At 66.7% G+C, this 23,151-nt stretch carries 29 protein-coding genes; 14 read left to right on the top strand and 15 right to left on the bottom strand.

Annotated features, from left to right (window positions below; all coding sequences use genetic code 11):
- Positions 1-9: 9 nt before the first annotated feature.
- On the bottom strand, positions 10-1,644 hold the full coding sequence (locus ACWGO6_RS17570) for a TIGR04028 family ABC transporter substrate-binding protein (RefSeq protein WP_452327471.1): 1,635 nt from the start codon (positions 1,642-1,644) through the stop codon (positions 10-12).
- 107 nt (positions 1,645-1,751) lie between these two features.
- Entirely contained in the window at positions 1,752-3,149 is a 1,398-nt protein-coding gene (locus tag ACWGO6_RS17565) for an NtaA/DmoA family FMN-dependent monooxygenase (protein WP_452327470.1), read from the bottom strand.
- Between the two features lie 106 nt (positions 3,150-3,255).
- On the opposite strand from ACWGO6_RS17565, the gene ACWGO6_RS17560 reads away from it, so the two are divergent.
- Positions 3,256-4,242 carry a Gfo/Idh/MocA family protein gene (locus ACWGO6_RS17560; protein ID WP_452327469.1) on the top strand — a complete coding sequence of 329 codons (987 nt, stop codon included), beginning with the start codon at positions 3,256-3,258 and terminating at the stop codon, positions 4,240-4,242.
- 2 nt (positions 4,243-4,244) lie between these two features.
- Positions 4,245-5,225 (top strand): NYN domain-containing protein, encoded by a 981-nt coding sequence (locus ACWGO6_RS17555; protein ID WP_376107394.1) that lies wholly within the window; start codon positions 4,245-4,247, stop codon positions 5,223-5,225.
- On the opposite strand, the gene ACWGO6_RS17550 is transcribed toward ACWGO6_RS17555, so the two are convergent.
- From ACWGO6_RS17550 to ACWGO6_RS17530, 5 genes are all read right to left on the bottom strand, one after another.
- The gene (locus ACWGO6_RS17550; protein WP_452327468.1) at positions 5,215-5,679 is read right to left on the bottom strand and encodes an Imm26 family immunity protein; all 465 of its coding nucleotides are present in this window, start codon (positions 5,677-5,679) and stop codon (positions 5,215-5,217) included. The genes ACWGO6_RS17555 and ACWGO6_RS17550 overlap by 11 nt on opposite strands.
- A gap of 36 nt (positions 5,680-5,715) precedes the next feature.
- Positions 5,716-5,988: a MafI family immunity protein gene (locus ACWGO6_RS17545; protein WP_452327467.1), complete on the bottom strand. Its 273-nt coding sequence runs from the start codon at positions 5,986-5,988 to the stop codon at positions 5,716-5,718.
- Positions 5,989-6,093: 105 nt separating this feature from the next.
- Positions 6,094-6,555 (bottom strand): DUF4265 domain-containing protein, encoded by a 462-nt coding sequence (locus ACWGO6_RS17540; protein WP_452327466.1) that lies wholly within the window; start codon positions 6,553-6,555, stop codon positions 6,094-6,096.
- A gap of 172 nt (positions 6,556-6,727) precedes the next feature.
- Positions 6,728-7,351 carry a hypothetical protein gene (locus ACWGO6_RS17535; protein WP_452327465.1) on the bottom strand — a complete coding sequence of 208 codons (624 nt, stop codon included), beginning with the start codon at positions 7,349-7,351 and terminating at the stop codon, positions 6,728-6,730.
- Positions 7,352-7,471: 120 nt separating this feature from the next.
- A complete protein-coding gene (locus ACWGO6_RS17530) occupies positions 7,472-7,933 on the bottom strand; it encodes a hypothetical protein (protein ID WP_452327464.1) in 462 nt (153 codons plus the stop codon).
- A 151-nt stretch (positions 7,934-8,084) separates the two neighbouring features.
- On the opposite strand from ACWGO6_RS17530, the gene ACWGO6_RS17525 reads away from it, so the two are divergent.
- The 11 genes from ACWGO6_RS17525 (at position 8,085) to ACWGO6_RS17475 (ending at position 13,492) form a co-directional block, all read left to right on the top strand.
- On the top strand, positions 8,085-8,570 hold the full coding sequence (locus tag ACWGO6_RS17525; protein ID WP_452327463.1) for a hypothetical protein: 486 nt from the start codon (positions 8,085-8,087) through the stop codon (positions 8,568-8,570).
- A gap of 206 nt (positions 8,571-8,776) precedes the next feature.
- Positions 8,777-9,007, top strand: coding sequence for a hypothetical protein (locus ACWGO6_RS17520; protein ID WP_452327462.1), 231 nt, complete (start codon positions 8,777-8,779; stop codon positions 9,005-9,007).
- Positions 9,004-9,975: a hypothetical protein gene (locus ACWGO6_RS17515; protein ID WP_452327461.1), complete on the top strand. Its 972-nt coding sequence runs from the start codon at positions 9,004-9,006 to the stop codon at positions 9,973-9,975. The genes ACWGO6_RS17520 and ACWGO6_RS17515 overlap by 4 nt, the downstream gene beginning before the upstream one ends.
- Positions 9,972-10,502 (top strand): hypothetical protein, encoded by a 531-nt coding sequence (locus ACWGO6_RS17510; protein WP_452327460.1) that lies wholly within the window; start codon positions 9,972-9,974, stop codon positions 10,500-10,502. The genes ACWGO6_RS17515 and ACWGO6_RS17510 overlap by 4 nt, the downstream gene beginning before the upstream one ends.
- A complete protein-coding gene (locus ACWGO6_RS17505) occupies positions 10,499-10,927 on the top strand; it encodes a hypothetical protein (RefSeq protein ID WP_452327459.1) in 429 nt (142 codons plus the stop codon). Before ACWGO6_RS17510 ends, ACWGO6_RS17505 begins: the two co-directional genes overlap by 4 nt.
- 4 nt (positions 10,928-10,931) lie before the next feature.
- Positions 10,932-11,411, top strand: a complete 480-nt coding sequence (locus ACWGO6_RS17500) for a hypothetical protein (protein WP_452327458.1) — start codon at positions 10,932-10,934, stop codon at positions 11,409-11,411.
- A complete protein-coding gene (locus ACWGO6_RS17495; protein ID WP_452327457.1) occupies positions 11,408-11,797 on the top strand; it encodes a hypothetical protein in 390 nt (129 codons plus the stop codon). The genes ACWGO6_RS17500 and ACWGO6_RS17495 overlap by 4 nt, the downstream gene beginning before the upstream one ends.
- A 28-nt stretch (positions 11,798-11,825) precedes the next feature.
- Positions 11,826-12,062 carry a hypothetical protein gene (locus tag ACWGO6_RS17490; protein WP_452327456.1) on the top strand — a complete coding sequence of 79 codons (237 nt, stop codon included), beginning with the start codon at positions 11,826-11,828 and terminating at the stop codon, positions 12,060-12,062.
- A 26-nt stretch (positions 12,063-12,088) separates the two neighbouring features.
- Entirely contained in the window at positions 12,089-12,343 is a 255-nt protein-coding gene (locus ACWGO6_RS17485; RefSeq protein WP_452327455.1) for a DUF7660 family protein, read from the top strand.
- A gap of 90 nt (positions 12,344-12,433) precedes the next feature.
- Complete coding sequence (locus tag ACWGO6_RS17480; protein ID WP_452327454.1) at positions 12,434-12,916, top strand: hypothetical protein; 483 nt, start codon at positions 12,434-12,436, stop codon at positions 12,914-12,916.
- Between the two features lie 240 nt (positions 12,917-13,156).
- Entirely contained in the window at positions 13,157-13,492 is a 336-nt protein-coding gene (locus ACWGO6_RS17475) for a hypothetical protein (RefSeq protein ID WP_452327453.1), read from the top strand.
- Between the two features lie 59 nt (positions 13,493-13,551).
- Here ACWGO6_RS17475 and ACWGO6_RS17470 read toward each other — a convergent pair whose 3' ends face one another.
- The 8 genes from ACWGO6_RS17470 to ACWGO6_RS17435 all read right to left on the bottom strand — a co-directional run bounded on the left by ACWGO6_RS17470 (position 13,552) and on the right by ACWGO6_RS17435 (position 21,827).
- Positions 13,552-13,845, bottom strand: coding sequence for a Dabb family protein (locus tag ACWGO6_RS17470; protein WP_452327452.1), 294 nt, complete (start codon positions 13,843-13,845; stop codon positions 13,552-13,554).
- 20 nt (positions 13,846-13,865) lie between these two features.
- Complete coding sequence (locus ACWGO6_RS17465; RefSeq protein WP_376107382.1) at positions 13,866-14,873, bottom strand: sugar phosphate isomerase/epimerase family protein; 1,008 nt, start codon at positions 14,871-14,873, stop codon at positions 13,866-13,868.
- A 10-nt stretch (positions 14,874-14,883) separates the two neighbouring features.
- Positions 14,884-15,747: a sugar phosphate isomerase/epimerase family protein gene (locus ACWGO6_RS17460; RefSeq protein ID WP_452327451.1), complete on the bottom strand. Its 864-nt coding sequence runs from the start codon at positions 15,745-15,747 to the stop codon at positions 14,884-14,886.
- A gap of 78 nt (positions 15,748-15,825) precedes the next feature.
- Positions 15,826-17,034 (bottom strand): substrate-binding domain-containing protein, encoded by a 1,209-nt coding sequence (locus ACWGO6_RS17455; protein WP_376107378.1) that lies wholly within the window; start codon positions 17,032-17,034, stop codon positions 15,826-15,828.
- A 2-nt stretch (positions 17,035-17,036) separates the two neighbouring features.
- Positions 17,037-18,101, bottom strand: a complete 1,065-nt coding sequence (locus ACWGO6_RS17450) for an ABC transporter permease (protein ID WP_452327450.1) — start codon at positions 18,099-18,101, stop codon at positions 17,037-17,039.
- A complete protein-coding gene (locus tag ACWGO6_RS17445; protein ID WP_452327449.1) occupies positions 18,098-19,201 on the bottom strand; it encodes an ABC transporter permease in 1,104 nt (367 codons plus the stop codon). Before ACWGO6_RS17445 ends, ACWGO6_RS17450 begins: the two co-directional genes overlap by 4 nt.
- The gene (locus ACWGO6_RS17440; RefSeq protein WP_452327448.1) at positions 19,198-20,721 is read right to left on the bottom strand and encodes a sugar ABC transporter ATP-binding protein; all 1,524 of its coding nucleotides are present in this window, start codon (positions 20,719-20,721) and stop codon (positions 19,198-19,200) included. Before ACWGO6_RS17440 ends, ACWGO6_RS17445 begins: the two co-directional genes overlap by 4 nt.
- Positions 20,718-21,827, bottom strand: coding sequence for a Gfo/Idh/MocA family protein (locus tag ACWGO6_RS17435; RefSeq protein ID WP_452327447.1), 1,110 nt, complete (start codon positions 21,825-21,827; stop codon positions 20,718-20,720). The genes ACWGO6_RS17440 and ACWGO6_RS17435 overlap by 4 nt, the downstream gene beginning before the upstream one ends.
- A 113-nt stretch (positions 21,828-21,940) precedes the next feature.
- Between ACWGO6_RS17435 and ACWGO6_RS17430 the strand changes: the two genes are divergently transcribed.
- Positions 21,941-23,134 (top strand): ROK family protein, encoded by a 1,194-nt coding sequence (locus tag ACWGO6_RS17430; RefSeq protein ID WP_452327446.1) that lies wholly within the window; start codon positions 21,941-21,943, stop codon positions 23,132-23,134.
- Positions 23,135-23,151: the final 17 nt, after the last annotated feature.

The raw sequence follows: 23,151 nt of genomic DNA, 5'->3' as shown, positions 1-23,151 counted from the left end.
CCGGCGCTCTCAGTGCTCGGCGAGCCAGACGCCGGAGAACGTCGGCCGCCCCACCGACTCGAAGGCGACGCCGTGCACGTAGGTCGCGGTGCCGTACACCTGCGGCTCCTCGAACAGCGGGATCACGTACGCCTGCTCGGCGATGTAGTCCTGCACGGCCTGAGAGGCGGCGATGCGCTTGTCGGCGTCGGGCTCGGAGGCCACGGCGAGCAGCAGCTCGTCGAGCTTCGCGTCCTTCGAGATCAGCACGTCGCGGTTCTTCGTGAAGTACTGGCTCTTGATGACGTCGAGATCCGCACGGCCGACCATCGAGTGGTAGAAGCCGGTCTTCAGCGGATCACGGGTGTCTTCGGCCGCGCTGCCGGCGTCGCCGGGCTTGACCGAGAGCTCCACGCCGACCTTCGCCAGCTGCTGCGCGACGAGTTCGAGGGTCTGCTTCGACAGCGGCTGCGGCTTGGCCTCGTAGACCGTGATCGACAGGCGCTCGCCGTCTTTCTCACGGATGCCGTCGGCGCCGGGCTCCCAGCCCGCCTCGTCGAGGAGCTCCTCGGCCTTGTCGGGGTCGTAGGCGTAGTGCGCGGACTCGTCCTTGTAGCCGACGGCCTGCGACGAGAGCACCGACGTCGCCACCGGGTAGTTCTCGGTGAAGAGCGTGTCGACGACCTCCTGCGCGTCCACGGCCGCGATGAGCGCCTGGCGCACGCGGATGTCGCCCAGCAGCGGGTTCTCCGGGCGCAGGGCGATCGAGTTGTTCACGCCTCGGGTCTGCGGGGCGTAGAGCGTGAAGCCGGCGCCTTCGACGCGGTCCTCGTCGAACGCCTGCACGTAGCGGACGTAGTCGGCCTGACCCGCGAGCAGCGAGCCGATGCGCACCGAGTCCTCGGGGGTGATCAGCACGTGCACGGCGTCGAGGTAGGGGCGGCCGGCGTTGTCGACGCTGTCCGGCCCCCAGTCGTAGTCGTCGCGGGCGGTGAGCGTGTACTCGGTGCCGAGCTTCTCGTCCGTGACGGTGAAGGGGCCGGAGCCGATGATCTCCGCCGCGTTGCCCGCGCCGAAGTCCTCGATCGTACCGTCGAGCGTCTCCGGCGACAGCAGGCCCGAGTTGATGGTCGAGGTCGCCTGCAGGAAGCCCGGCGACGGCGCGCTGAAGCGGAACGTCACGGTGTCCTCGTCGACGACCTCGCTGCTGGCGTAGTTGTTGATGGCTTCGGAGACCGTGAGGCCGCGGTCCGCGTCGCCCAGACCGTACGTGTCGAAGTTCTTCGCGACGGCCGCGGCGTCGAGCGCCGTGCCGTCCGAGAACGTGACGTCGGGGTTCAGGTCGAACGTGTACTCGGTGGCATCCGCGTTCACGGTCCAGTCCGAGGCGATCCACGGCTCGATCTCGAGCGTCTCCGGGTTCTGCCAGGTCAGGCGGGCAGCGATGTTGTTGACGATGCCGCCGTTCGGGTAGAAGCCGGCCTGCGGCGGGTACAGGTTCGTGTACGCCTGGTGCTCGAGGTAGGTGAGCGTGCCGCCGGTGACGGGGTCGCCGCCCTCGGCGGGGGCATTCCCGGTGGCGGGCGAGGATGCGCAGGCGGCGAGGCTGCCCGCGAGGACGAGCGGGACCGCGATGGCGGCGGCACGGATGAGACGGCGGTTCATGCGGAGGGTCTCCTGGGCTTCGGGTGTCGGGATGTGTTCACGGTAGGAATCGGAGTGGCCGTGCCGCGAGGCGGCGGACACCCGGTGTCGCGCGACGACACGTGTGGTCACGCGTCGACATACGAGGAAATGCGCAGACGGTCGCGAAGGGTCTCGCCCTCGCCATCCGCTGCGTCTCGCAGCAGACCGCGGCGGCGCAGCTCCGGGGCGGCCTGCCGCGTGAATGCTTCGAACTGGGCGGGCTGGAAGGCCGACAGCACGTTGAACCCGTCGGCCGCGCCCTCGTCACGCCAGGTCTCGAAGTGATCCGCGATCGTGCGGTCATCGCCGACCACGAAGGCCGCCGGCACCGCGTTGGCGGCCACGAGGTGCCGCCAGGTGAGCGGATCGCCGCTCGTGCTCCCGGACTCGGAGACGCGCAGGCCGGCGATACCGGCGAGGCGTTCGATGAGCGCGGCACCCCGCTCCCCCAGCCGCGCGGCCTCGACGGCCGTCACAGGACGGTCGAACTCCGACGCGCGCAGCGGATCATCCGCGGCGACGTCGAACGCGTCGGCGAGCGCGGCGACCGTGCGGTTCGGCGGGAACGCGGTGCGGGCGGCCTGGTGCCCCTCGGCGACCGGCACGAGGGCCAGCAGGCGTTCCACGATGCGGCGGGCGTCGGCATCCGTATCGGCGACGACGGGCAGCACCGGGGCGATCACCTTCACCGCATCCGGAGATCGCCCGGCCTCGGCGGCGATGTCCCGCAGCAGGCGGCGGGTGGCGATCGCGTCGGCGAGAGTCGGCGCGGCCGTCAGGGCGAGGTCGGCCTCGGTCGCGGCGAGCGCGCGCGACCGCGGCGACGTGCCGGCGTGCACGATCGGGATCTGCCCCTGCGGCGGGCGGGCGACGTTGAGCGGACCGGTGACCCGCACCTGCGAGCCCTGCAGGTCGGCGGCGCGGAGCCCCTGCGGGTCGATGAGCACGCCGCGGTCGGCATCCGCGATCCAGGCGTCTTCGTCCCACGAGTCCCAGAGGCGTCGGAGCGCCTCGACGAACTCCTCGGCGCGGTCGTAGCGCGTCTCGTTGTCGGCGTGTGCGTCGCGGCCGTGGTTGCCCGCCGCGCGCGGCTCGGCGCCCGTGACGAGGTTCACGCCCGCACGCCCACCGGTGAGCACGTCGAGCGACGCCAGCGAGCGGGCAGTCGTGTACGGGTCGGCGTAGGTGGTGTTGACCGTGGCGATCAGGCCGATGCGCGAGGTCACTCCGGCGAGGAACAGCACCGCGCTCACCGGATCGATGCGCGCCAGCAGGTACGGGTCGCGGAACTCCAGGTCGGGGCCGGTCGCGAGCCAGTCGCCGAAGAAGAGGTAGTCGAGTCCGGCATCCTCCCCCTCGCGGGCGATGTGGCGCAGGATGGCGGCGTCAGCGGCGGGATCGCGGTGCGCGCCGGGCTGCCGCCAGCCCGAGGGGTATGCCCCCAGGGTGCGCACCATGGCGCCGATGATGAGGGGTTCGGTCATGCTCGTCACGGTAGGAGCGCATGCGCACCGCCGGCCACGCGACCGATGCCGGGGGTCATCGGGTGTAACAGTCCGTCATGCGCACCCCACCCCGTACGCTGAGACCATGACTGGTCTTCGTTGGGGAATCCTTGCGACCGGCGGCATCGCCGGCGCGTTCGCATCCGATCTGCGCACGGCGGGGCTCGACCTCGTGGCGGTGGGCTCGCGTTCTCAGGAGTCGGCCGATGCGTTCGCCGCCCGCTTCGACATCGCGCACGCACATCCCTCGTACGAGGCGCTGGTGGCCGACCCCGACGTCGACATCATCTACGTCTCCACGCCGCATCCGATGCACCACGAGAACGCGCGGCTCGCGCTCGAGCACGGCAAGCACGTGCTGGCCGAGAAGGCGTTCACTCTGAACCGCGTCGAGGCGGAAGACCTGCAGGCGCTCGCCGCCGAGAAGGGCCTCCTGGTGATGGAGGCGATGTGGACGCGGTATCTGCCGCACATGGTCCGCATCCGCGAGTTGATCGCCGATGGCGCCCTCGGCGAGATCCGCGCTGTCAGCGCCGATCACACCCAGCTGCTGCCCTCCGACCCGGCGCACCGGCTCAACGCCCTGGAGCTCGGCGGCGGCGCGCTGCTCGACCTCGGCATCTACCCGATCTCCTTCGTCTGGGACATCCTGGGCGCTCCCACCGACATCCGCGCCGTGGGCCGCCTGATCGAGACGGGCGCCGACTCCGAGGTCGCCACCGTCATGACGCACGAGGGCGGCGCGATCTCGACCACGCTCTCCTCCTCGCGGGCTTCCGGGCCGAATGCGGCCAGCGTCATCGGCACCGAGGCGCGGATCGACATCGACCGCGTCTGGTACTCCGCCACGACGTTCCGCGTCATCCTCCCGGACGGCACCGTGCAGGAGGAATACGTGTCCGAGATCGACGGACGTGGCATGCAGTACCAGGCCCTCGCCGCCGAGCGCCTGGTGCGCGACGGCATCCTCGAGGGCGACATCCTGCCGATCGCCGAGAGCGTCGCCATCATGGGCACCCTCGATGAGATTAGGGCGCAGATCGGCGTCCGCTACCCCCGTGAGGAGGCCTGATCATGGCCGAGGCCACCGATGCCCGCGTCGCCGTCTACCTCGACTTCGACAACATCGTCATCTCCTGGTACGACCGGGTGCACGGGCGCAACGCCTACGGCAAAGACAGGCAGCGGATCACCGAGAACCCGAACGACCCCGACGTCGTCGAGCGTCTCAGCCGCGCCATGATCGAGGTCGGTGCGATCATCGATTACGCCGCGTCCTTCGGCACGCTCGTGCTGACGCGCGCGTACGCCGACTGGTCGTCTCCCGTCAACGCCGTATACCGCTCGCAGCTCGTGGCCCGTGCCGTCGACCTGGTGCAGCTCTTCCCCGCCGCGGCCTACGCGAAGAACGGCGCCGACATCCGGCTCGCCGTCGACGCGGTCGAAGACATGTTCCGGCTGCCCGACCTCACGCACGTCGTGATCGTCGCCGGCGACAGCGACTACGTGCCGCTCGCGCAGCGCTGCAAGCGTCTCGGACGTTACGTGATCGGCGTGGGTGTCTCCGGCTCGACGGCCAAGTCGCTCGCCGCGGCCTGCGACGAGTTCGAGTCGTACGACTCGCTGCCCGGCGTCGTGCGCCCGGTGAAGGCGGCTGCCGCTGTCGCCGCGAAGGCCGAGGCTGTCGCGGAGCCCGCGCCGGAGACGGTGCCGGATGCGGCCGACGCGGCGGATGCCCCCAAGGCCAAGACCCCGCGCCGGGCAAGGTCGAAGGCTGCCGCGCCCAAGGTCGAAGAACCCAAGCTCGACGAGCAGGGCGAAGCGACGCAGCTGCTGGAGCGCGCCCTGCGTCTCGGCCACGACAAGGCCGATGCCGACGAGTGGCTGCACAGTTCCGCCGTGAAGACGCACATGCGTCGCATGGACCCCTCGTTCAGCGAGAAGGCCCTCGGCTACCGCTCGTTCTCCGATTTCCTCAAGTCGCGCGACGACATCGCGGAACTTGAAGAGACCGGGCACGAGCGTCTGGTGCGGTTGCGCGAGCTCACGAGCTGAGTTTCCTGGTGAGCACCGACTCCACGAATCCGGCACCCATCATGCCGTCTTCGGGAGTGGTCGGGCTGCCCTTGGGCATGACTTCCGACCGGAGCCACTTGCTGGGGTCATCGCTGTCATAGATCACCCGCATGATGATGCCCCTCAGCGGTTCCTGCTGGAACAGGATCGGCATCGGCCACTCCTCCCGGCGCCAACCATCTTGGCGACCGAGAATCGGCCACGTGCGCTCTCTCAATCCCATGTCGCCGAACCTCCCCTGGAGTATCGACGTCGCGGGAGTCAAATCCTCCACGTCGGCGAGCGTGGGGAGCGAGTCATGTCGGGGTCCGAAGAAGTAGCCCGCAAGGATGCCCGCGCGGCTCGCGCGCGCGACGATCCCGATCGCGTAACCGCCACCCTCGCGAAGCGGCACAGCGAACCACTTGCCCTCGCGGTCATTGACTCCGACCATCTCAACTCCTCTTCACACGCGAGATGCGAACACAACTCATCCGGTCGAATCCTCCCAGAGGTGCTTCGTGAGCGCCGCATCTCCTCCTAGAGCAGACCCGATGACTTCGAGCCCCCGAATAGTCTCAGGACGCAACGAAATCTCCCACTCGTATATCTGCGTGCACAGTGTTTCAAAGGCGACCAGCGTCTCTCCGACATCGATCAGCGACTGTACGTTTTCGTAGTCCTCGGTAGGAAGCCCGGGTGTTGCACGCAGCGCCTGCCGCAAGAGTGCCTTTGCTTGCTCGGGTGAAAGTTCTGTTGTCATTGAATCGGGAACCCCGTGATGCTGCTCAGGACCTGGGAAATTCCCTGATCTCCGACGAAGATACGTCGCCGTGGTTGCGCCTTTGAAGTGAGCGACACCTCCCGCTCATGCAGTTCTACCGGTCTCAAACACAAGGACTCCTCGCGCCTCCATCTGCTGGAGCAAATTGGCAATCTCCTGAGCCATGACGTATTCGTCGGCGTCGATCGCGAATAGGATCGGGGACGACCATTCGACCAACCCGCCTAGCGCTTCGATAGGACGAGCCACATCCGGGGCGCCCGAGGACGTCGAATTCTTCAAGTGAACTCGGAAGACATATCGACCCGAGTGCTCGACTACGCGTTGGACCGTGAGGGACGCGTCTACTTCGACTACGTCGCCCAGGGCAATGTCATACGCGAAAAAAGGTATGCAGCAGATTTCGAATCTAGACTCCGATATTCTTCTCGCCCACAACTGCTCAGTCGTTACATCAGTACTCCCCGGGGCTATCGGGATTCCGATGACAAAATCCGATCGCTCACGCCACACGGGCTCGCGGTGCACTGCTTCCTGATGAACCATCTACTATCAACACCATTCTGGAGGTCACGCTCCTCGATACCCCGAGGGAACGGTCAACCGGACAGTAGTGCCCTCCGTCGAATTACCTCGAACCCGTTCTGGATTTCGCTGTAGAGCAAGGCCGGTTCGTTCGGGTGGTCACGAAGCCATTCGACACGCATGTACCGGAGCATCAGCTCGCCCCCTTCGAGGGCGTTTTCGGGGGAAGCCACCAACTCGATCGTGCGAGCTGTCGGTCGGCCTCACCGCGCATCACTGGGTCCTCACGCAATGCTTCCACTGCCGCGCGGCCGCGCGGTCCGCCGAGGATGAGAGTCGGCCGAATGAAGTACTGACGATCGTGACCGAGGTCCGTGGACGAGACGAAGCCGATGAGATCCCCTGCGTGTCGTGTCGTCGCTATCGCCGCCAGCGTCAGAGCAAGTTCGGTCCGTTCCCCCGGGTCGGTCGAAGTCACGAACCGCGACGTGATCCGATCCCACAAGAATTCGGCGGAACGCACGCGCAGTGCTCGCGCTATCGCCGCCCGAATCTGCGACGGGTAGCCCTCCCTCTCCAAATGGCTCATCAGAATGGAGAGCGCCCGCCGGGGAATTCGTTCGGATGCGTCGAGATCAAAAACGGAGGCGACATGGATTCCAGCCTCCGCGAGGTCTGAGCGGATCGGCCTCTCGGCCGACGTCAGCCTGCTCTGCAGGCTCGATTCGAAGCCAGTCGCTGACTCGCGCTGTTCACGGGGGCCGCCATCGCTCCCGCACATCGCCTCGCGGAACTTGTGAACGTCGGAAGCGGCCAACGGCCGCCCCCAGGGGTCGAGTTCTCGGAGGGTCTCAAACGCGGTGTCGCATTCGAACCACGGGATGTCGCTCGGACGCCAACCGACAGAGGACGGCTCCGTGACGACTGCGGCGATCCCCTAATCGCGCTGCCCCCAGATCGACCAACGCCCGGAGTCTCCGCTGATCGCGAGGGCGTTGACCTCGAGGTAGAAGCTACCCACGCTGTCACCCGGGAGCAGCGAGAGGCCCTCGCCATACCGGTCCGCGACGGTCGCGCTGGAGCAAACGAAAGCCGGGTACACGCCATACTCGGCGACGAAATAGAGGGGCTCGGGATCGGCAGCAAGAACGAAGACTTCCTCATCGCCGAACTCTCTCGCGAGCGAACTCAGCGCGCTGGCGAACCCAGGGGCGACGACGCTATCCCATTCGAAGATGGTCACATCCCCAGATTCGGACCGGAATGGGCGCGTGGGGAACCGCATGGTGATATCGACCGTCTCGTCGACAGACTGCCGTACCCACGCGAATTCGTCGTAGTTGCTCGCACTCCGCAGATCCGGCACCCGTTTCATCCCTTCAGCGCTGGCTTCCGCCACGCTGCGCTCAGAATAGCGTTCGTCTGCGGATCGACGGACTGACGATGCATAGATGGCATGTTCGACGATATGATCTCGATCGACCGCGAAGCGACCGGGCGAGCGGCCCAACGATTCAACCCCGACGAGGGGGATATGGATTCGATCCTCGATGATCCTTTCGGAAGTGTTCGCCGCCGCTCGTTCGAGCCGGATCGAATGGGACGGCCCGCTTTATGGCCTGTACCCACTTCCTACGGAATCTTCGGCGTTGCGCCTGTCCTTCCGGTCGCAGAGTTCCAGGTTGCGTCAGGGGATTCGCTTGAAGATCTCTAGCGGGAGCCTGGTAGTGAATGGTCACACGGCACGGGATCTCGTGCTCTGGGAGGACACCGCGCCCCGTGATGTTGAAGTCTTCGTGAGATGGCACAGTGCCTCCGACCGGTCGTTGCGCGTGTGGAACTGTTGGGAACGCAGCGGCCTCACAGATGCGTGGACGGGCAACTCCGGCTTTCGTGTTGAAGAAGTAGGCGACGGCGTGGTCGTGCTTCGGTGCAGCGACGGGGATGGAGATCCAGATTTTCAGAACTTGGTCGTCTCCATCCAGATCGAACTCGAGGTCGAATCCGCCCAGCGAGCAACGGAATCGATCGAATGAATGCAACCGGTCTTGTCTTCGCGGTCGGCGGGGTGCTCGGCGACTCAGACCCCGCGAGTCTCACCTGGAAGCGTGCTATTGCCAGCCTTGGACGAGAGGTCCAAATCCTCTCGCAGGATGTGGAGTCCCCGATGCGCCTGAACGTGGTCTTCTGCGTCGCGGGTCGCTTGTGGTCCCCCGAGTATCAGGGAGTTCGCGCTCGGAGAATGAGTGCGAAGTACAAGCTGCTGATCGTCAACGTGGGGATTGTGAAGGAACCTGTGCCGGACTATCGGGAACACTTGTTGACGTTGCTCGCCGCCGCCGTCAGCGAAGCCGACCGCGTGGTCTCCCGCAAATTCCCCGGCGGCCTCGCGGAGATTCGCGCGATCGTCGCGCGACTGTCCACACCCGAGCCTGGCCTGGCGCAGCCTGAACCAAGCAGGCTGAGCAAATGAGTGATTTTGTCGATCTGTTCGCCAAAAGGAACCGCGGGTGGCCGTGGCCGGAGAGGTCGTTCGGCCTGACACCGATGTATGGCGAGAACGGTTGGTGCCATGCCTGTGGTGTGCCGAGTCGTCAGCAGCAGGGCTCGCTCATCCTCCAGCAGCGTGGACTGACCGTGAGCGGCGCGTGGATGCCGAACTGGCGATTCGACACTCTTTGCATGGCGCGGGATGTGGCGGAGGAAGTTTCTTCGCGATTCGACATCGAAACGCGTGAAGTGAAATGGGCGAGAAGCTCGCCTGGTGATGCGGTTCAGATCGTGATCCCGTCGACGGCGGAGAAGTGGTTCGAGGGCGAAGCCCTGGCCGCTAACGCTATTAGCCAGCATGGCAAGGCCGGTGCCGTGTGCGGAACGTGCGGCATCTGGCGTTGGATGCCCCTGTGGTGGGGAAAGCTCTCGCCTCTCGTCGACACGTCGATTCTCGATGGTTACGACATCGTGGCGAGCCCGGAGTGGTTCGGGGCTGGTTGGAAGGCGTTCCGTCAAGTTCTTGTGCGAAGAGAGCTGGCAGAGGCGCTCGCGAAGGCCAGTCCTCGGGACTTCGCCGTCAAGGAGGTTTCCGAGTTGACCGCTGGTGTCGCGGGAGCTGGACAGCAGCAGTCGGACGTTCCACGCAGGTCTGTGTCGGTGCCGGCAGGTGCCGTATCGGAGGTCTTCGGTGCGGAGTTGCTGACTGCATCTGCTGTGCAAGGGGCGCCGTCTCCGGACGCGCGGCGAGCAGCGGAACACGCCCGGGCGATGTTGCAACGGAGCAACGGTCAGGCGAGTGCGGATGCGTTGGCAGAAGTTGCCCGGACCATGTTCGACGGGGGCGAAATCGCCGAGGCCTTGTCGTTGTGGCAGCAGGCCGAAGCACACGGGAGCGTCGCAGCTCACCGTGCACTGCGCTCGATCGGCTACGGGGAGACGGGCCGATGAGGGAGTATCTGGGTCGGGACGATAAGCACTGGATCCTCATTGCTTTCGTCTTCGACGTGGGTGGCCGAGTGACGGCAGACCGGCTGGCGGCATCTGCCTCGTCCCCGGACCGTGTGGAGCCCTATGTGCTGTACGGACCCACGGAAGTAGCAGATAAGCCCTCGGGGATCATCGAACTCGACTTCTATTTCTCGACCTTCCCGGCGCCGCTGGACCAGACCATCCAGACAATCTCGAGCGAGATACTCGCGCTGGGTGGCCAATTCCTCTGGTTTGGTTTCGAAGGCAGCTTTCAGTACGAGAACCTTCTCGTGGCGCGAGATGTCTATGCCGTCTCGACAAGCGAGGGCCTGGCGATCGCGTCGACAGAAGAGAAAAGACGATCCGCCAGGTGGGAATCCACGCTTGCTGGCGCGAGCGTAGAGATCTACGCCCTGCTCGAAGGGGTGATGCCGGGTCTCGCGGCTGCTGGATACGGGACCACTGTCCCGTCCAGCGTCAACCCCGCGGACGGACCGATCGGATGAGTGCTCCGGAGTGGGTCTTTGCGGTCGGCACAGTTCTCGGGGACTCGGATTCCGCGAGCCTCGGCTGGAAGCGTTCCACCACGAACCTCTCGAAGGAAGTTCGGACACTCGCTACCGATCTGTCCAGTCCTGTGCGGCTGAATGTGATCTTCCATATCGATGGACGACTGTGGCCGATCAAGTTCCACGGAGTCCGCGCGCGAAGGATCAACGCCAAACGGAACCTCCTGGTCGTCGATGTAGGAGTCGCCAAGGATCCGGTCGATGACGTCAGAGCGCACTTGTTGGCGTTGCTCGTATCCGCGGTGGACGAAGCTGACAAGGTCGTGTCGAGTAAATTCCCCGAGGGGTTGCGAGAGATTCGCGCGGTCGTCGCTCAACTCTCCGCGGACTGCTCGCCCGTCCAGACCGAAAGACCTCGATGAGACGATGACCACGTCAACTGAACTTCGTAAGGCGTACTCGCGAGCACTGCGAGAAGCAGGGTTCACGGGTCGAGGTTCGGTGTGGCGCTATCTGGGCCACGACCTTCAATGGACTTGTCAGATCAGCGTCTCGAACTGGGGGCGACAGGTGTCCTTGGATATCGGCCTCGATCCTCAGACCCACGAAGTTCTTTCGCGCGCGGACAACTCTCCGATAGTTATGTACCTGGAGACTTTTACCGGTCTGGACGATGCGCTTGAGGCAGCGGGCACCGATCGCATCGAGGTCAGCCGGGCCGGGCGGCTCGATTCTGACCTCGGTGTCGACGAGCGCGAGGTCGTGATCGTGAAGGCTGCGGCAGCTGTGCACTCTTACGTACAGGCCAGGGAGGATCTCGATTCGGTGCGCTCCGCCTTTCGGCGAGGCGAGTTTCGCACCGGGTTCATTCGCAAGGACGTGAGAGAGGCGCTTGCCAGAGAATGACTGAGAACATCGACGGCGGCTGTGCAAGCGGGATTCAGCGCAGACTACCTGGTGGCGGAGCACCTCCGTCCGGGAGCGCGAATGATGGTGATTTACGACCAAGAATGGAGGAATACCTCGTCCGGGTGCAGGAAACGTTGCGTCAGGCAGCGGAATACCTTCCGTCGGAGTCATTGCGTTATGCACGGAGCATGATCGAGCACGGCGAGGCCCCCGAAGGACTATGCCAGCTGGCGTGGGCCATCGTTACGGAGAAAGCCAGTGTTCCTCGGAGCCTTGTGGACGCGATTCATCGAGACATCGACGGCCTTGTCGAGGATGAATTCATGCCGCCGAACCTCAGCGAGTACATCTCGTCGAGCGAAGGCGGCGAGACGAGCCTGTAGTTGATCAGTGAGCTGAGGAGACGATGAGATGAAACTCTTGGAACCCGATAGTCGTGACGCCGAGAAGCACCGTATCGGCGAAGAAGAAGTCACGATTGTGGCCACGAGGAATGAGCTCATGCTGCTGGCCAACTCGCTCAATGAGGCGCTTGAGGCCGTTGAAGACTGGGAGTTCGATACGAGGCTGGGTAGCTCGGTCGACGAGGCTCGAGCACTCGGAGCGACGATCAAAGAAATCCTGCGGCACGACGCGGCGCGACAGTGAGCCGATCAGAAGCGGAAGGGGCAAGCATGGAAGGTGAACGTGTCGACCTCAAGGACATGGATCGCGACGAGTTCACCCGATTTCTCGTGAGGCTGGCGAATTCTGCGCAAGAGACGCCCGAAGCGTGGGAGAACGCTTCCGTTCCTGATTTCCTTCGAGCATGGGCGGGATGGATCAGCGATATGGATGGATACTTCCTGAACAGCGGACAGGATATCCCCCAGGGAGCTTCATGGCAGCTGATCGCGCAGTCCCTTCTTGCCGCTCGAGTGTACGAATAGGATGGCCGGCCACGCGAGTGCCGCGCTCCCCCACCATCTACCGACGACCACGCACATCGATGTCGTGAAATGGGGTCTGCATTGACCAGGATGGCCAAGGACGTCCTGCACATCGTCGATCGCGGCGAGCTCACATCGGGGATCGCTGTGTTCGCGTTGGGTTCGACAAGCGGGTGGATACCGCCGGCGTTCCCATATCAGGAGTGGGACCTCACCGCGAACCCCACCCGCTTCCGATTGCACGGTCCGGGCTGGGTCGTGTACGAGTGGGATGTCCCGATCGCGAGATGGCCAGACCGGATTGATTTCCAGGAGCGCGTGAAGCGAACTCTCACCTGCATCATCGACGCGGGGAGCACCGTCGCGTGGATCTCTGGGGAGGGTTTCCCGTTCTGCGACCCGCCTTCGCTGTTCGATCCGGATTGCATGTCAGGCGGAGTGCTCACCTGGCTCACCGATAGAGGAGAGTACGGATCTCCGATCTCACCAGAACAACCTCTCGAACCGGCCAGCGACGAAACCCTTGAGCTACTGCGCGGCTACTACAGAGACCGAGAGAGACTCGATGTTTGATCAGTTCGGTCGGCATATGAACTGGAGTGAAGCGAGGCCAGAGCGCACGCGCGTGGCTCGAGGGACTGAAGGCTCCTGGACTCCGATTCTCGCGATCGGCGTTGATGTGTGGCCCGGGGTCACACGCGTGGCCTCCGGACGTGGCGGGGCGACGGACTGGGAGTTGTTCCAGGTCAGAGGCGCAAGTTTCCCCAACCTCGAGTTCTGGCGGGGCGGCGTTCGTGTGGGGAATCCGTTCGAATGATCGCCAGCTACCCCGACCGTCGATTCCAACTCTGGGAGTATCGAGTCGGCCACGGCTCGCTGCTCATCAGGAGTCCGAAGGGTCCAGAAGCTGGTCTCAACGTCGACCTGATCTTCGTTGGGGTCGCCTATCTCGCGGTTCCACGTACTTTGAAGGGCTTGGCCGTCGACCACGGAACAGCGGAAGACGTCGCGGCGGTCAGTGCTGCCTTTGGTGAGGTCGCCTCGGATCGTGTCTTTGCGCTGCTTTCGCAGGGGCGCCGGCATCCGATCGTTGCCGTTGCTTGCCAGATCAGCGAAAACGGCGAGGACATCTTCGACAGCCCCTTCTGATCTGGTTCCTCATGTTTCATTGGAGAATGGCGCACGCACATGGCTCGAGCGACTGACCCTCACTCCACGAAGTCGTACTCCTGGAACTCGGCGACCTCGGGCAGCCACCGCTCCGCGACGAACGCCCGGTGCGCCGGATGGGCGTCATAGGCGTCGTAAACGCTCTGATCGGCGAACACCATCGAGAACTGGTGTGTGAGGTCGCTCTTCGCGCTGACCTGACGACGGATCGTGAAGTCCTCGACCCCGGGGATCGACGTGAGCACGGCGTGGCCGGCCGCCAGGAACTCCTGTTCCTCCGCGGAACCGACCGGATGGATCAGACGGAAGACGACGGTGTGCTGGATCGGCATGAGGCTCCTGTCGGGGTTTGTCACTGATTGCTGAACGCGGCGTCGAACGATGCTTCGGGCTTCGGCCACAGCAGCGAACGCACGTAGGCCAGCGCCTCGGGGGCGCCGTGCAGACGGTCCATACCGGCGTCCTCCCACTCGATCGAGATGGGGCCGGAGTAGCCGATCGCATCCAGCGCGCGGAACGAGTCCTCCCACGGCACATCCCCGTGCCCCGTCGAGACGAAGTCCCAGCCCCGCCGCGGGTCGCCCCACGGCAGGTGCGAGCCGAGCACGCCGGCCCGGCCGTTGTGCGGACGCATCCGGGTGTCCTTGCAGTCCACGTGGTAGATCCGGTCGGCGAAGTCCACGATGAAACCGACCGGATCGATGTTCTGCCACATCATGTGCGACGGGTCCCAGTTGAAACCGAACGCCTCCCGATGCTCGATCGCCTCCAGCGCGCGCACCGACGACCAGTAGTCGTAGGCGATCTCGCCCGGATGCACCTCGTGCGCGAACCGCACGCCCTCCGCGTCGAACACGTCGAGGATCGGGTTCCATCGGGCCGCGAAGTCCTCGAACCCGCCCTCGATGACGGATGCCGGAACCGGCGGGAACATCGCCAGATACGGCCAGATCGACGAGCCGGTGAACCCGACCACGGTGTCGATGTCGAGCTTGCGCGCGACGCGGGCCGCCCGCTTCATGTCCTCGGCCGCCCGCTGCCGCACACCCTCCGCCTCGCCGTCGCCCCACACGTACTCGCGCAGGATCGCCTGGTGCCGGAAGTCGATCGGCGCATCGCACACGGCCTGACCGGCGAGATGATTCGAGATCGCGAAGATCTTCAGCCCATGCCGGTCGAGGATCTCCCGGCGCGAGGCCACATAGGCGTCGTCCTCGTCGGCACGCCGCAGGTCGAGGTGATCACCGGAGGCGGCGACCTCCAGCCCGTCATAGCCCCACTCCGCAGCGAGGCGGGCGACCTCCTCGAACGGCAGGTCCGCCCATTGGCCGGTGAACAGGGTGACCGGATGCGTGCTCATGGATGCTCCATTACTCGTGAGGCTTCGTATCGAAAGACCTGAGGGCGGCGATGCTGCGCGCGGCGAGCTCGTCCTGACTCGGGGCGAGCGGCCGCCACACCGAGGCCGCGACCGCGATCGTGGCGTTCTCCCCCGTGAAGCTCTCCAACCCCAGCGGGCCGCGATAGCCGGCGTCGTCGAGGGCCACGAAGATCCCGGGCCAGTCGGTGTGGTCGTCCCCGACAGCTCCGCGGTCGCTCCCGCACACCTGCACGTGGGCGATCGCGGCGCCGGCGGCCCGGATCGCCTCGGCGGGCTTCTTCTCCTCGATGTTGAGGTGGTAGGTGTCGAGCGCGAGCCCGAGTCCCGCGCCGAGCAGCGGGCCGAGCGCGTCGAGGCTCTGCTCGACCGTGTTGAGCAGGCTCGTCTCGTAGCGGTTGAGCGGCTCGATCGTCAGTGTGATGCCCGCCTCGGCCGCCTCGGCGACAAGCGGCGCGAGGTTCTCCCGCAGCTCCCCCACGACCGCCGCCCGCTCCTCGGCATCCATCCGCCAGGTGACGCCGGTGGGCGCGTAGAACGGACCGGCCACGACCTCCGCTCCGAGCGTCTGCGCCGCCGCGATGCAGGCGCGGAGGTAGGTCTGCGTCGCTGCCACATCGCCGGCACGGGCGACCAGAGAGCGTCCGGGCCCCATGGCTCCGACGACGATCGCCCCCAGTCCCAGGCCGTCGAGCACCTCACGGGTTCGCGCGGGATCCCAGTCGCCGACGCTCTCAAGCGGCAGCTCCAGCGCGTCGTAGCCGAGGTTCTTGGCCTTGCGGGCGAGCGGCTCGAGCGACGCGTCGGTCAGCGGAGACGTCCACACCCAGGTGTTGACGGCGATCGTGCGGGGCATCATTGTCCTTGTGATCGTGAAGCGCTCCCACCCTCCCACTCCACAAAGGCGAAGCGGAAGGGTGGGAGCGGATTTCGGTTACGGGATCTGGCGCTCCTGCCACACCGTCGGGTATCCGGGGAGGTTCTCCCCGCCGAACTTGGCGTAGTGGCCGTCGGGCATGCCCTCGTTGGCCTTCAGGTAGTCGTCGAGCTCGGGCTCCGTGATCGGCTTCTGCGGGAGGACCCATTCCTTCGGAACCTCTTCGCCGGCGAAGATCATCTGCGCCGCGAGCAGCGGGGTGCGCCACTGGAAGTTGGAGTACACCGGCGCGAGACCCGTGAGCCCCGTGTCCTTCCACTTGCGCAGGAAGCTCATCTCGTCCTCACCGGTCATGACCGGGTAGTCCGCTCCGGCGTCCTCGAACGCCTCGATGGCTGCAACCGCGCCGTCACCGGCGTCCATCCAGATGCCGTGCACGTCGCCCTTGGCGAGCTCGTCGCTGATGATGCTCTTGATCTCGGCGGGATCGGCGCCCGTGAAGTGATCCACGGCCTCGATGCCGGCCTCGTCGAAGAGCTTCTCGGCGGCGGCCCAGCGGTGCTCGAGCACGTCGACACCCGGGAGGATGCGCAGAGCCACGACCTTGTCGCCCTCTTCGAGGTTGTCGATGAGGAACTCGGCGGTGTCGATGCCCCAGGCGAAGCCGCCGATCGGGTGGATGAACGTGACCGGGCAGTCGGTGTTCACACCGCGGTCGAACACGATGACCGGCTTGCCCGTCTCACACGCCCGCTCGACGGCCGGGGTCATGGCCGCCGTGCTGTTCGGCGAGATGAGGAAGACGTCGCACCCGCCCTCGGCGATGAAGTAGTCGATATCGGCGATCTGCGTGTCATCGGAGTCCTGCGCGTCGCGAGTCTCCATCTCGCTGATCGCGCCGGCCTCCTGCAGCGCCTTCAGCTGCTCGTTCATCGTGATCCAGCCGGTCTGGCGCCACGGGTTGGAGATCGAGGCGTTGGCGAAGCAGGCCTTCTTGGCCCCCTCGCTCGCGAACTCCGCCGTGTCGACCATCTCGGCGTTGATGTGCTGCAGGTACGGCTCGTCTTCCGGCCCCTGCGGAGTGACGCCGCGCTCCTCGTCCTGCTTGTCGAAGAGCTCCTGGTCGAACCACTCTGTCGTCTCTGCCGTCTCCTCGGGGTTCTCCGACTCCGCCGGCGCCACGGACGGGTCTGTCGTACACCCGGCGAGCGCGATGAGGCCGAAGAGGGCCACCCCTGCGGTGGCGATCTTCATCGATCGTCGCATTGCTAATCTCCTCTGGTTTCTGTGTTGATGGTGCGGGTTGTTTCAGGGATTCGGGTTGTTTCAGGGATTCGGGGTTCTGCGGGCGGGATGTCCGATGGCAGCGGGCCGCGCTTGCGCCGTGCCCGGAAGGCGACGGCGGAGTAGGCGACCGCCGCGATGATGATCACGCCCTGCACGGCATCGCGGAGCGTCGAGGGGATGCCGGCGATGTTGAGCAGCATGAACAGCGCTTCGAGGGCGAAGGCACCGGCGACCGCGCCGACGATCCAGCCGCGACCACCGCCCAGCACGACGCCGCCGAGCACCACGGCCGTGATGGCGGTGAACTCGTATCCGCGACCGACCGAGGGGTGCACACCGGCGTATCCGACCAGGAGCACGGCCGACAGCGAGGCCGAGAGCGACGAGATCACGAACGCGCGGGTCGTCACCCAGGCGCGGCGAGCTCCGGCGTAGTCGACCGCACCGGCGTTGTCGCCGATCGCGATGAGCGTCTTGCCCAGCGGCCGCTTGGTGATCCAGATGCCGAGCCCCAGCCACACGATCAGCAGCAGCACCGCCCAGGGGATGAATTCGAGGAACGGCACGTCGCGAATGCCGCCTCGACCGATCTCGCGGAAGCTGTCGGCCGGGTTCCCGGTCGCCGCTCCCCCGGTCCACCACATCACTCCGCCGAGGAGCGCGAGCATCATGCCGAGCGTGACGATGAACGACGGCACCTTGAGCAGTGTCGTGATCACGCCGTTCACGAGGCCGACCGCCACCGCGAACACGATCATGAGCAGCAGGACCGGCACCGTGCGGGCATCATCCTGGCCCACCAGGTTGCCGGCGATGATGACCTGCGCCGTGATGAGCGAGCCCTGCGAGAGGTCGAACTCCCCCGCGATGATCACGAAGTACTGGCCGATCGCGACGATCGCGATGGGCGCCACCCGCTGGAGGAAGCGCATGAACTGACCGGGCTCGGCAAAGCTCGGGTTCAGGATCGTGACGGCCACCAGCAGCAGCACGAGCAGCAGGAACACGGCCCCACGGGGACTCACGAGGGTGCGCAGCGCGTTCATGAGCGTCCTCCTTCCGTGGCGGTGCCGATATCGGATGCGGTGGTGGTGACGTCTGCGAGCTGCGACGCGGCGGCGGCCATCTCGGGCTCCGCCGCCTTCGCGGCATCGTCCCCACCGGTGCGGGTACCTCCGGCGCCGAAGCGCGGACGGCGGCGGATGATCGACCGCCGGCTGTACACGGCCACGGCGGCGACGATCACGACACCGCGCACGACGTCCTTGAGGAACGGGTTGACCTGCATGACGCTCATCACGTTGTCGACGACCGCGAGGATCGCCACGCCGCCGATCGTGCCCCAGATGGAGCCGCGTCCGCCGAGCAGCAGCGTTCCGCCGAGCACGACCGCCGCGATCGACAGCAGCGCGTAGCCGCCCTGCTGCCCAACCGTGGGGCTGCCGACGCCGAGGCGGCTGGCGAGCAGCAGACCCGCGAGCCCGGCGAACACCGAGCAGAGCACGTGCGCCCAGATGAGCGGCATCCGGATGCGGACCCCTGACAGCCGGGCGATCTCGGGGTCGCCGCCCACGGCATACAGATGGGCTCCGGTGCGGGTGCGGTTGAGGAGCACCCAGATGACCACGGCCAGCACGATCATGATGAGCGTGGAGACCGGGATGGGTCCGACGCCGGTGGCGCCGATGAGCTGGAACGCCCAGGGCACCTTGCCCGCCGCCCCCTCGAAGTTCGTGTTGAGGATGCCCTGCAGGATGAGGCCGACGCCGAGTGTCGCGATGAAGCCGTTCACCTTGAGCACCGTGACGATGAGGCCGTTCACGAGACCGATACCGGCGCACACGAGCAGCGTGACGACCACGGCCACCGGGATGTTCGCGGCGTTGTCGTTCATCATCGTGGCCGCCAGCAGACTCGACAGGCTGATCACGTAGGTGACCGAGAGGTCGAGGGAGGCGCCGAGCACCACGAGCGTCTGCCCGATGGCGACGAGCCCGAGCACGCTCATGCCGGTCAGGATGTCGCGGATGTTGCCGGCGCTGAGGAAGTTGCGCCCGACGGTGCCGACCAGGATCGCGCCGATGACGAGGACGAGGAGCAGGATGCCGAGCACGATGACCGTGGAGTCGATCTTCAGACGCTTCATCGCGCGCCTCCGTCCGTCGCGGTTCCGGGATCGATGGCACCGGTCGCGGCCCCGAGGATCTCGTGCTCCGCGGATCCCGCCGGCAGCTCGGCGACGAGCTCGCCGTCGTGCATGACCAGGATCCGGTCGCTCATGCCGATCACCTCCGGCAGTTCGCTCGACACCATGAGCACCGCCTTCCCCTGCGCCGCGAGCTCGCGCATCAGCTGGTACACGGCGTACTTGGCGCCGACGTCGATGCCACGGGTGGGCTCGTCGAAGAGCACGATCTGCGGCTGGGTGAGCAGCCACTTGGCCAGCACCACCTTCTGCTGGTTGCCGCCGGAGAGGAAGCGCACCTCCTGATCGACGCCCTGCGAGCTCACCTCGAGCGAGCTCAGGATGCCGGGCACCTCGCGCCGGGAGGCGGCGGTCCGGCCGGCGAACACGCTGCGGACGACGAGGAGCGCGTTGTCGAGGACCGACTGCCCGAGGGCGAGGCCCTGCGCTTTGCGGTCCTCCGACACGAGGGCGAGGCCGGCGCGGACCGCGGCGCGGGCGTTCGGGATGCGCGCAGGCGCGCCGTCGATGCGCATCGACCCCCGGGTGAAGGCCTGGATGCCGAACACCCCTTCCACCAGTTCCGTGCGTCCGGAGCCCTGCAGCCCGGCGATGCCGACTATCTCCCCGGCGCGGAGCGTGAGGGACACCCCGTCGACGTAGGCGTTGCCGCAACCGTCGAGTTCGAGCTTCGCCTCCCCCACCGTCGTACCCTCGACCGCGTCCGGGAAGTACGACTGGATGGAGCGGCCGACCATGCGTCGCACGAGCTCGTCGGTGGTGAGCGCCGCGGTGTCGTCGGTCGAGACGAGCGCGCCGTCCTTGAGGATCGTGATGCGGTCGCACAGGTCGAAGATCTCCTTCAAGCGGTGCGAGACGTAGATCACGGCGACGCCGCGGGAGGTGAGCCGGCGGATGATCGCGTAGAGCAGCTCGACCTCGCGGTCGCTGAGCGCGGCGGTCGGCTCGTCCATCGAGATGATCCGCGCGTCGAACGAGAGCGCCTTGACGATCTCGACGATCTGCTGCTCGGCGACCGTGAGCGAGCCGACGCGCGCGGTCGGCTCGATGAAGGAGACGCCGAGGTCGGTCAGCAGATCGGCGGTCCGGGAGTTCATGGCGCGCTGGTCGACGAATCCCCGCCGGCGCGGCTCGCGGCCGAGGTAGACGTTCTGGGCGACGGTGCGCTCCGGCAGCAGGGTGAACTCCTGGAAGACCGTGACGATGCCGGCATCCATCGCCTGCCGCGGGTGCGCGTGGTGCACCTCTTCGCCGAGATACGAGATCGTGCCCTCGTCGGCCGGCTGCACGCCGGCGATGATCTTCATGAGGGTGGACTTGCCCGCGCCGTTCTCGCCGACGAGGCCGTGCACCTCGCCGGGCCGCACGTCGAAGTCGATCCCCCTGAGCACCTCGACGCCGAAGAACGACTTGCGGATGCCCGCCACCTGCAGCACGGGCTCAGTCGTGGTCGCGATCATGCCGTCACCTCCACCCATCGTCCGGCGTCTGCCGCCGAAGCGAGCACGGCCTCGGTCAGCACGGCCGAGCGGTAGCCGTCGGCGAACGTCGGCAGCCCGTCGGGTTCCGCCCCGGCGATCGCCGCATAGACGTCGGCGACGAAGCCGTTGAACGCATCCTGGTAGCCCATCGCGTGCCCGGCCGGAACCCGCTGCAGCCGCGCCGAGTCCGGGTCGGCGGTGGCGGGGTCGCGCAGCAGCAGCCGGGATTCCTCGCGCATGCCGATCCACAGCTCCTCCGGCCGCTCCTGCTCGAAGCGCAGGCTCTGCCGGGAACCGTGCAGTTCGAGGGTCAGGGCGTTCTTGCGGCCGGCGGCCATCTGCGAGATGAGCAGCGTGCCGAGGGCGCCCGAGTCGGTCTCGACGAGCACCGCGACGATGTCCTCGGTGTCGACCGACTGGCCGGAGCGCTCCGAGAAGACGCGACGGGTGCGGGCGCTCAGCGCGTGGATCCGCTCGCCGATCACGAACTCGATCAGGTCGCACAGGTGCGAGCCGATGTCGGCGAAGGCGCGGGATGCCCCACCGGACTCGGAGCGCACCCGCCAGTCGTCGTCGCTCGACAGCAGCATCCAGTCCTGCAGGTAGGAGCAGTCGAGGGTGAGCAGGTCGCCGGCCTCGCCGCGGGCGATCCGTGCCCGGGCCTCGCGCACCATCGGGTGATAGCGGTAGATGAACGGCACGGCCGCCACCAGCCCGCGGGCCTCCGCGGTCTCGGCGAGCACCTTCGCGTCCTGCGCCGTCGTGGCGAGCGGCTTCTCGCACACGACGTGCTTGCCGGCGTGCAGTGCCTGGAGTGCGAGTTCGGCGTGCGTGGCGTTCGGCGTGCAGACGTGCACGACATCGATGTCCCCCGCCTCGAGAAGAGCCGCCGCGTCGCTCTCGGCTCGACCGGCGCCGAGCGCCAGCGCGGCATCGCGGCTTCCTTCGCGGGAACGAGTGGCGACGGCGCGCAGTTCGCCGCCGGCGTCGCGGGCCGCGGTGCGATGCACGCGGGCCATGAATCCTCCGCCGAGGATGCCGGCTCGGATCGTCCCGAGACCGGTGTCAGTGACATCCGTTGTCATGCGGCGATTCTGACACAGACCGGCAGACTTTTGCTAGAGCTTCGTCAAAAGTTATCTGACGGAAATCGGAAGTCGATCGGCGGGACGCCGAAGTGCTGTGGTTTACTGACGCAATGGTTGACGTTCTCAGGCCGGCTCCGGCGATCGCATCGGGGATCGGAGAGATCTTCCAGATCCTCCGCGACGGTCACGCCAGGACGAAGGCGGAGCTCGCCGTGCTCACCGGCCTCGCCCGGTCGACCGTGGCCCTGCGGGTGGACGCGCTCCTCGCGGCCGACCTCGTCCGCCCCGCCGGGGAGGCCGTCTCGACCGGCGGGCGACCGCCCGCGCGCGTGGCCTTCAACCCGCGCGCCGGGCTCGTGCTGGCCGTCGACCTCGGTGCCACGCATGCGACGGTCGCGGTCGCCGACCTCGCCGCGGTCATCCTCGATGCCCGCACGCGCACGATCGACATCGGCGACGGACCCGAGAGCCTGCTCGACACGATCCTCGCCGACGCCGCCGACCTGCTCGACTCGACCGCCGGCGGACTCCCCCTGGTCGGCGTCGGCATCGGCGTCCCCGGCCCCGTGGAGCACTCCACCGGCCGACCTACCAACCCGCCCATCATGCCCGGCTGGGATCGGTTCGACGTTCCCGCCTACGTGCAGAAGACCTTCGACGTGCCGGTGCTGGTCGACAACGACGTCAACATCCTGGCCCTCGGCGAGCAGGCGATGAGCTGGCCTCAGGTCGAAGACCTCGTCTTCGTCAAGGTCTCGACCGGCATCGGCGCCGGCATCATCGCGGGCGGACAGCTGCAGCGTGGCGCGCAGGGGTCCGCGGGAGACATGGGTCACGTGCAGGTGCCCGCCGGCGCGGGATCGACCCGCGAGCCGGGAGATGAGCGAGATCTCGAGGCTCTCGCCAGCGGCTCCGCCCTCGCGATCGCGCTCCGCGCGGAAGGGCTCGTCGTGCACGGTCCGTCGGATGTCGTCGACCTGGTCCGCGCCGGGAACGCCGCCGCGATCGAGGCGACCCGTCAGGCGGGGCGGGACGTCGGCGAGGTCCTCGCGACCGTCGTCAACCTCCTGAACCCGTCGATCATCGTGCTCGGCGGCAGCATCGCCCGCGCCGGGGAGCACCTGCTCGCGGGCGTGCGCGAGGTCGTCTACCGACGGTCGATCCCCCTGGCGACGCAGCACCTGGCGATCGTGCAGTCGCAGGCGGGCGATCGCGCCGCCGTGCTGGGGGCGGCGATCATGGTCGCCCGCGAGGTGCTGTCCCCCGCGAGCGTCGACCGCTACGTGGCGGCGAAGGCGCGCTGACACGCACCCCCGCCGCC

The organism is Microbacterium sp. NPDC055665 (genome assembly GCF_053618035.1).
The sequence above is the reverse complement of the archived record's forward strand: the minus strand, read 5'-3'. Positions and strand labels throughout refer to the sequence as shown.

Bases quoted from the DNA above. Each gene is read 5' to 3' on its own strand.
- ACWGO6_RS17570 (WP_452327471.1), bottom strand. From the start codon at position 1,644: ATGAACCGCCGTCTCATCCGTGCCGCCGCCATCGCGGTCCCGCTCGTC.
- ACWGO6_RS17565 (WP_452327470.1), bottom strand. From the start codon at position 3,149: ATGACCGAACCCCTCATCATCGGCGCCATGGTGCGCACCCTGGGGGCA.
- ACWGO6_RS17560 (WP_452327469.1), top strand. From the start codon at position 3,256: ATGACTGGTCTTCGTTGGGGAATCCTTGCGACCGGCGGCATCGCCGGC.
- ACWGO6_RS17555 (WP_376107394.1), top strand. From the start codon at position 4,245: ATGGCCGAGGCCACCGATGCCCGCGTCGCCGTCTACCTCGACTTCGAC.
- ACWGO6_RS17550 (WP_452327468.1), bottom strand. From the start codon at position 5,679: ATGGTCGGAGTCAATGACCGCGAGGGCAAGTGGTTCGCTGTGCCGCTT.
- ACWGO6_RS17545 (WP_452327467.1), bottom strand. From the start codon at position 5,988: ATGACAACAGAACTTTCACCCGAGCAAGCAAAGGCACTCTTGCGGCAG.
- ACWGO6_RS17540 (WP_452327466.1), bottom strand. From the start codon at position 6,555: ATGGTTCATCAGGAAGCAGTGCACCGCGAGCCCGTGTGGCGTGAGCGA.
- ACWGO6_RS17525 (WP_452327463.1), top strand. From the start codon at position 8,085: ATGATCCTTTCGGAAGTGTTCGCCGCCGCTCGTTCGAGCCGGATCGAA.
- ACWGO6_RS17520 (WP_452327462.1), top strand. From the start codon at position 8,777: ATGAGTGCGAAGTACAAGCTGCTGATCGTCAACGTGGGGATTGTGAAG.
- ACWGO6_RS17515 (WP_452327461.1), top strand. From the start codon at position 9,004: ATGAGTGATTTTGTCGATCTGTTCGCCAAAAGGAACCGCGGGTGGCCG.
- ACWGO6_RS17510 (WP_452327460.1), top strand. From the start codon at position 9,972: ATGAGGGAGTATCTGGGTCGGGACGATAAGCACTGGATCCTCATTGCT.
- ACWGO6_RS17505 (WP_452327459.1), top strand. From the start codon at position 10,499: ATGAGTGCTCCGGAGTGGGTCTTTGCGGTCGGCACAGTTCTCGGGGAC.
- ACWGO6_RS17500 (WP_452327458.1), top strand. From the start codon at position 10,932: ATGACCACGTCAACTGAACTTCGTAAGGCGTACTCGCGAGCACTGCGA.
- ACWGO6_RS17495 (WP_452327457.1), top strand. From the start codon at position 11,408: ATGACTGAGAACATCGACGGCGGCTGTGCAAGCGGGATTCAGCGCAGA.
- ACWGO6_RS17490 (WP_452327456.1), top strand. From the start codon at position 11,826: ATGAAACTCTTGGAACCCGATAGTCGTGACGCCGAGAAGCACCGTATC.
- ACWGO6_RS17485 (WP_452327455.1), top strand. From the start codon at position 12,089: ATGGAAGGTGAACGTGTCGACCTCAAGGACATGGATCGCGACGAGTTC.
- ACWGO6_RS17480 (WP_452327454.1), top strand. From the start codon at position 12,434: ATGGCCAAGGACGTCCTGCACATCGTCGATCGCGGCGAGCTCACATCG.
- ACWGO6_RS17475 (WP_452327453.1), top strand. From the start codon at position 13,157: ATGATCGCCAGCTACCCCGACCGTCGATTCCAACTCTGGGAGTATCGA.
- ACWGO6_RS17470 (WP_452327452.1), bottom strand. From the start codon at position 13,845: ATGCCGATCCAGCACACCGTCGTCTTCCGTCTGATCCATCCGGTCGGT.
- ACWGO6_RS17465 (WP_376107382.1), bottom strand. From the start codon at position 14,873: ATGAGCACGCATCCGGTCACCCTGTTCACCGGCCAATGGGCGGACCTG.
- ACWGO6_RS17460 (WP_452327451.1), bottom strand. From the start codon at position 15,747: ATGCCCCGCACGATCGCCGTCAACACCTGGGTGTGGACGTCTCCGCTG.
- ACWGO6_RS17455 (WP_376107378.1), bottom strand. From the start codon at position 17,034: ATGCGACGATCGATGAAGATCGCCACCGCAGGGGTGGCCCTCTTCGGC.
- ACWGO6_RS17450 (WP_452327450.1), bottom strand. From the start codon at position 18,101: ATGAACGCGCTGCGCACCCTCGTGAGTCCCCGTGGGGCCGTGTTCCTG.
- ACWGO6_RS17445 (WP_452327449.1), bottom strand. From the start codon at position 19,201: ATGAAGCGTCTGAAGATCGACTCCACGGTCATCGTGCTCGGCATCCTG.
- ACWGO6_RS17440 (WP_452327448.1), bottom strand. From the start codon at position 20,721: ATGATCGCGACCACGACTGAGCCCGTGCTGCAGGTGGCGGGCATCCGC.
- ACWGO6_RS17435 (WP_452327447.1), bottom strand. From the start codon at position 21,827: ATGACAACGGATGTCACTGACACCGGTCTCGGGACGATCCGAGCCGGC.
- ACWGO6_RS17430 (WP_452327446.1), top strand. From the start codon at position 21,941: ATGGTTGACGTTCTCAGGCCGGCTCCGGCGATCGCATCGGGGATCGGA.